General features: G+C 62.2%; 6 protein-coding genes. 4 read left to right on the forward strand and 2 right to left on the reverse strand.

The window, feature by feature from the left end; genetic code table 11:
* Positions 1-11 precede the first annotated feature (11 nt).
* The 3 genes from L981_RS08760 (at position 12) to L981_RS08770 (ending at position 3,497) form a co-directional block, all read left to right on the forward strand.
* On the forward strand, positions 12-1,574 hold the full coding sequence (locus L981_RS08760; RefSeq protein ID WP_043614040.1) for a 4-hydroxyphenylacetate 3-hydroxylase N-terminal domain-containing protein: 1,563 nt from the start codon (positions 12-14) through the stop codon (positions 1,572-1,574).
* An 8-nt stretch (positions 1,575-1,582) separates the two neighbouring features.
* A complete protein-coding gene (locus L981_RS08765) occupies positions 1,583-2,095 on the forward strand; it encodes a flavin reductase (RefSeq protein WP_043614043.1) in 513 nt (170 codons plus the stop codon).
* Positions 2,096-2,243: 148 nt separating this feature from the next.
* Positions 2,244-3,497, forward strand: coding sequence for a sensor domain-containing diguanylate cyclase (locus L981_RS08770; protein WP_043614045.1), 1,254 nt, complete (start codon positions 2,244-2,246; stop codon positions 3,495-3,497).
* Between the two features lie 82 nt (positions 3,498-3,579).
* On the opposite strand, the gene L981_RS08775 is transcribed toward L981_RS08770, so the two are convergent.
* Positions 3,580-4,287 (reverse strand): YitT family protein, encoded by a 708-nt coding sequence (locus L981_RS08775; protein ID WP_043614046.1) that lies wholly within the window; start codon positions 4,285-4,287, stop codon positions 3,580-3,582.
* 162 nt (positions 4,288-4,449) lie between these two features.
* On the reverse strand, positions 4,450-6,177 hold the full coding sequence (locus L981_RS08780) for an amidohydrolase family protein (protein WP_043614047.1): 1,728 nt from the start codon (positions 6,175-6,177) through the stop codon (positions 4,450-4,452).
* 175 nt (positions 6,178-6,352) lie between these two features.
* Between L981_RS08780 and L981_RS08785 the strand changes: the two genes are divergently transcribed.
* A partial coding sequence (locus L981_RS08785) for a LysR family transcriptional regulator (protein ID WP_043614050.1) occupies positions 6,353-6,532 on the forward strand: 180 nt, incomplete at its 3' end.

The raw sequence follows: 6,532 nt of genomic DNA on the forward strand, positions 1-6,532 counted from the left end.
GGGAGGAGAACATGAGAGCAGAGGATTTCCGCGCCGACCGGACGCGGCCCTTCACCGGCGCCGAATATCTCGAGAGCCTGCGCGACGGACGCGAGGTCTATATCAACGGCGAGCGGGTGCACGACGTCACCAGCCATCCGGCGATGCGCAACTCCGCCCGGTCGCTCGCACGGCTCTACGACGCACTGCACGACCCGGCAAAGAAAGAGATCCTCACCTCGCCGACCGATACCGGCTCCGGTGGCTACACTCACAAATACTTCCGCGTCGCCCGCTCCTCCACGGACCTTGCCGCCCAACAGGGCGCGATCGCCGAATGGGCGCGCATGTCCTATGGCTGGATGGGCCGGACCGCCGATTATAAGGCGGCGCTGATGAACACGCTCGGCGCCAATGCCAAGTGGTACGGCTCCTTCAAGGACAATGCGCTCGCCTGGCATAAGCGGGCCCAGGAAGCCGCTCTCTTCATGAACCACGCGATCGTCAATCCGCCGATCGATCGCCACAAGCCGGCGGATGCGGTCAAGGACGTGTTCGTCCACATCACCAAGGAAACGGATGCCGGCATCTACGTCTCCGGCGCCAAGGTGGTAGCGACGTCCTCGGCGTTGACGCACTATAATTTCCTGGCGCAAAGCTCGGCGACAGTGACGGAGGATCCCTCGCTCTCCGTCATGTTCATCGTCCCGATGAATGCGCCGGGCATCAAGATGTTCTGCCGCGTCTCCTACGAGCAGACCGCCAACACCGTCGGCCATCCCTTCGACTATCCGCTTTCGTCGCGCTTCGACGAGAACGACGCGATCCTGGTGCTCGACAACGTGTTCGTGCCCTGGGAAGACGTGCTGGTCCTCAGGGACGCCGCCAAGATCCTCTCCTTCCACCCGGCCTCCGGCTTCATGCACGGCTATTGCTTCCAGGGCTGCACCCGCTTTGCGGTGAAGCTCGACTTCCTTGCGGGACTGCTTGCCAAGGCGCTGCGCGCCACCGGCGGCGACGCGTTTCGCGGCAACCAGGCAGCGCTCGGCGAAGTGATCGCGCTCCGTCACATGTTCTGGAGCTTCTCAAACGCCATGGCGCACAACCCGATCCCCTGGGCCGACGGTGCGGTCCTTCCCAACCTCGAAGCCGCGCTTTCCTATCGTACCTTCATGTCGGAGGCCTATCCGCGCGTCGTCGAGACGATCCGCAGGGTGATCGCGTCTGGCCTGATCTATCTGCCGTCCTCGGCGCGCGACTTCGGCAATCCCGAGATCGATCGCTACCTGGCGCAATACGTGCGCGGCTCCAACGACATGGGCCATATCGAACGCATCAAGATCATGAAGCTGCTGTGGGATGCGACCGGCACCGAGTTTGGCGGACGCCACGCACTCTACGAACTCAACTACGCCGGCGCTCCCGAAGAGGTGCGACTGCAGGTGCTGAAAGGCGCCGAGCGCGGCGGGCGGCTGAAGGAAATGGAAGCCCTCGTCGACCAGTGCATGGCCGACTATGACGAGAACGGCTGGACCGGCAACACCTGGCTGCCGCCGCTCGACGACAACGCCTCCCTTCGCAGCGCAGCCGAGTGAGGCCGGCCATGGAACCGCTCATTTCAAAGACCGAGTTTCGCAACGCCATGGCGCGGGTCTGCGCGCCGGTCAACGTCATCACCACAAACGGACCCGCCGGACGCGGCGGGTTCACCGCCACCGCCATGTGCTCGGTGACCGACGAGCCGCCGACGCTGCTTGTCTGCATGAACCGCAACTCCGCCCAATGCGGCCTGTTCATCGACAACCGCCGCTTCTGCGTCAATGTGCTCAGCCACGACCACCGGGACCTCGCCGGCCACTTCGCCGGCGCGACGCAGGATATGGCCGCCCGCTATGCGGCGGCCGACTGGGTGGAGATGCAATCCGGAAGTCTTGCGGTCAAGGACGCGATCGTCTCGCTCGACTGCGAACTGGCGGAGGCGCGGCTCCTGGGAACCCACCATATCCTGATCGGCCGGGTCGTCGGCATCCGCTCGCGCAGCGATGGCAATGCGCTGCTTTATTTCGACCGCAACTACGTGCACGTGCCGACGCAGCTCGGAAGTTTCGGCGGCTAGGCACCGACGCGACACCGCGGTTCGGGTGCCAACACGGCATCTTTCGCCATAGAGCCGACGCAATCCACATCCAGTTGCTCTTCAGCGCCTTTTGTTTTTTCCCTGAAACGCGTCTATTGCCAGGCGCGGAATGAGAAAGGAAAACGGAATGGTGATTGCTGGGCCAGCCGGACGTCCGACGATGGACGCGAAAGGCAGGGAATTCGATCGCTTGGCCGCCCTTGGACATCTCGATATCCTCGACACGCCCAGGGATGAAGGCCTTGAACGCGTCGTACGGCTGATCAAACAGGTCTTCGACATCGATATCGGCATCGTCTCCTTGGTCGATGCGCATCGCCAATGGTACAAGGCCTGCTCCGGGCTTTCGGCCGACGAAGTTCCGCGTGAAGACACCTTCTGCCGATATGTCGTCGCCTCCGAGGAGCCTCTCGTCGTGCACGACGCCACCAAGGACGCGCGCTTTTCGCAGCACCCGGCCGTGGCCGGCCCCGAACATATCCGGTTCTACGCAGGCGTCCCGCTGAAGACGCGGGATGGGCATACGGTTGGGACCGTGTGTGCGATCGACCGCACGCCACGACAATTCACCGAGACGAATCTTGCGATCCTGACGGAACTGGCGGGCGTGGCGATGGACCGGATCGATCTGCTCCGCTCGGCCGCGACCGACGGGTTGACCGGGACGCTGACGCGGCGCGCCTTCCGCGAGGAAGCGGACAAGCTGATCTCGCTTGCCGTGCGGCACCAGCATGATCTGTCCTGCATCGTCCTCGATGTCGACCATTTCAAGCGGGTGAACGACAGCCACGGGCATGCGGCCGGAGACGAGGTCTTGAAGGCCGTCGCCTCCATCTGCCAGTCCAATCTGCGGGCAAGCGACCTCCTGGGGCGGCTCGGCGGCGAGGAATTCGCGATCATGCTGCCGCATGTCGACGCGACTGGCGCGCTGGCCGCGGCCGAAAAGCTGCGGGCAGCGATCGCCGCCCAGACGATCCACGGCGACTTCGGCCAACTGGCGGTAACCGCGAGCTTCGGCACCGCCGCCCTTTCGACCAAGAGCAGGGATGGCGCCACGCTGCTCGCCCAGGCGGATGCGGCGATGTATCTCGCCAAGGCCGGAGGGCGAAACCGCTGCGTCGAATGGAGCAGTCTCGAAGCCGGCTATCCGCTCGGCCCGCGGCAGCGCGTGCTGAAGGCCGGCACCATCCTCTTCGATAACAGGCATTCGCGGATCGACTGCACCATCCGGTCGCTGGGCGCCGATGGCGCCGCGGTTACGGTTTCGAATTCCGCCAGCATACCGCCCGAACTCGTCCTGGTCGTTGCCGGTGATGGTTTCGAAACCAAGTGCCAGGTGGTGGCGCGGGACCGGCAGAACCTCGAACTCGCTTTCGGATAGGCCTGTTCGCCCATAGGCATCTATCGCGACACAGGATGAAGGGGCGCCGGTTGGGCGCCCCTTCTCGCGTTATTGCGGGATGCTATTCCGCGGCAGCCTCCAGGCCCTTTGGCGACGGCGCAGGCTTGCCCTGGAACTTCTTGAACAGGAAGAAGTAGAGCTTGATGTACTGACCGACGAGAATGGCGTTCAGGATCGTACCTTCGCGGATGAACTTGACCTCGGCGAGGAAGAGCAGGCCGATACAGGCGGAGAGCACCAGCAGCGTGCAGTCGAAGCCAGTCTTGATGTTGCCCCACTTCCAGCCGGTGCGCTTGAAGATCGTGTTGACGAACATGTCGATCGGCATCAGCACGAGATTGGCGCGGATCATCAGGAACAGGCCGAAGGCGAGCGCCGCATCGGCGAAGACCAGCAAAGCCACCCGGACTGGATAGGCTTCGAGCTTGATGAACTCGGTGATCCCTAAGTTGAAATCCAGGAAGACCGCCAGCACGAAAGCCGGGATCAGCGACGCGAAGTTCTTGAGCTTGAAGTCCTTGGGCAGGACCAGATAGGTCAGGAACAACATGATCAGTTCGAGCATGAAGTTGTAGGTGCCCTGGCTGAAGGGCGGATAGACCAGCGTCATGGTCCGCGTCAGGCTGCTCTGGGGTGAAATGCCGATGCCGGCCCGGATCGCCAGGCTGACGCCAAAGGTCAGCACGTAGATGCCGACGACATACATGATCCAGCGCCGCGTCAGGCTACCGGTATCGACGATTTCGGCTTCCGCCGCATTGTGTGCCATTGTTTCCTCCCTCGAAACGATGCGGGTTTGTTGCCCCGCCTGCCCATCGCCCCCTCAGCGATGCGCTTTTTAATCCCTCGGCGTGCCACCTGTTGTCGCGACAGCACGCCACTTTCCTGGCGGACGGACGCCGAAACGTCCGTCTCCTTTTCCTGAACGGCTCTAGGCCATGAAGCGGAACCGGTGCAACGAGATGAACAGGCTGAGCAGCTTGTTGACCACCGGTTCGCCTTCGTTGCGGTTGCCGAGAGCTTCGAGCGCTGCGTCGATCGCCGCGGCGCTGGCCGTCAGTTCCTCGACGCTCATGTTTGCCATGACGCCATAGATCTCGAGCGGCATGACGGCCTTCTCCACCTTCTCCTCGGTGACGATGCAGGCGCCGGCATGGGTATCGACCCGCTTGAGGCAATGGCACATTTCAGCGCTGTCCTGACCGACGACGACGAAATAGGGCTTCGGCGCCGGCCAGAAGGTCGCGACCGCGCCGCGATCGACATGCACGCCCTTGAACAGCCCGTTCACCACATGGCGCTTGCCTTCGGCATAACGCTGGACGACCGACAGCCGGCTCAGCTTCTTGCCCTCGTGTTCGGCAACGACCTTGCCATCCTTCAGCGGAACCCAGATTTCCTGGTAGAATTTGGCGTGGCCACGGCCGTAGACGTCGAACAGATAAACCTTGGCCTGCGTGCCGTCTTCCGACACCTCCAGGGGTACGATGTCGAGCTGCTCCGGCGAGAGATCGGCAAGACCGGTAACACCGTCCTTGCACATGCCGGAATAGTCGATGTCGGCATTCTTCAGCAGCTTGCGGTCCTTTGCGACCAGTTCGCCATCCTTGAAGACGTAGAGCGGGTTGATCTTCGACAGGCTGTCCGTCAGGACGATGTCGGCGAAGCGGCCGGGCGTCAGCGAACCGATCCTGTCTTCCATGTGGAACGAGCGGGCGGTGTTGTAGGTCGCCATCTTGATCGCGTGGATCGGGTTGATGCCCATCTCTGCACAAAGCGAGATGATCCAATCCATGTGGCCCATCGTCAGCAGTCGCTCGATCGAGATGTTGTCGGTGCATAGCATGAAGTTGTCGGTCGGCCATTTGCGGTCGACGATGGCGCGCAAGAGCACCTTGATCACCTCGCTGCTGCCGACCCCGAACTTGATATGCGTCGGGAAGCCGTAGCGAATGCTCTTCTCGATGTCCTTCTCGTTCCAGACATCGTGATTGTTGGAAACACCGATCGCCGGCAGGTAGTTGAGGATCATGTCGGAGAGCGCGGTGACGCCCCAGTGGCCGTTCATGAAGCCGCCCTTGGCGCGAACCCAGGCCGCCTTGCGGAAATCGTCGTCGTTGCCGGAACTGTAGGTGAAATGCTCGAATTCCCCGAGGCCGATCACCGGCTCCATCTTGAGCACCGCTTCCGTCACGGATGCCGCCGTCTTCTTGCCCGGCGCGAAAGCATAGAGTCGGTAGGGCAGTTGATCGTAGTCCTTGAAGAGCTTCTCGGCGGCTTCGATGCCTTCCTTGCCGGCAGCGCTCAAGAGATCCAGGCATTCGGCATAGATCGTCGTCGTGCCGCAGGGCACCATCGCCTCGGCGAGTGCCGTCGGATGCGCGAGCTGGGATTCGAAATGGATATGCGCGTCGATCAGGCCGGGGATCGCATAAAGACCCTTGCCGTCGAAGACTTGCCTGACCTTCAAGACGGTCTCGTCCGGATTGAGCGCAACGATGCGCTTGTCATAGACGAGAATGGATCCCTGGTAGACGGTCTCGCCATGGACATCGAGGATGTTCAGGTTCTTCAGGAGAAGATCCGCTTCCCTCTCGCCGTTCAGGATATCGAAGATGGCGCGCACCTTTTCGTAATGCGCGGCTTCAGTCTGGTTCACGAATAATCCTCCACTTTCATAGTCGTCGGCGCTTGCCGATAACCCGCCATTCTCAGCGGCTGCGGTGCCGGCAGCGCGCCCCTCGCCAACCATAAGAAGTCATTGCACCGCTTCCGAAAAGCAGTATTTTCTGCTCATACTGTTCGCTTTTCGAGAACGATTGTGAGGGAAGGCCATGCTGCATTCACGCGTACTGCGCTACATCGACGAGGTGGCGCGCTCAGGCTCGATCCGCGGGGCGAGCGAGCGGCTGAACGTCGCTGCCTCGGCCATCAACAAGCATGTGCTGCAGCTTGAGGAAGACATCGGCGAACCGCTGTTCGAGCGGCTGCCGCGGGGCCTGCGGCTGACGCCC

The organism is Ensifer sp. ZNC0028 (assembly GCF_000799055.1).
Taxonomy (GTDB): Bacteria; Pseudomonadota; Alphaproteobacteria; order Rhizobiales; family Rhizobiaceae; genus Ensifer.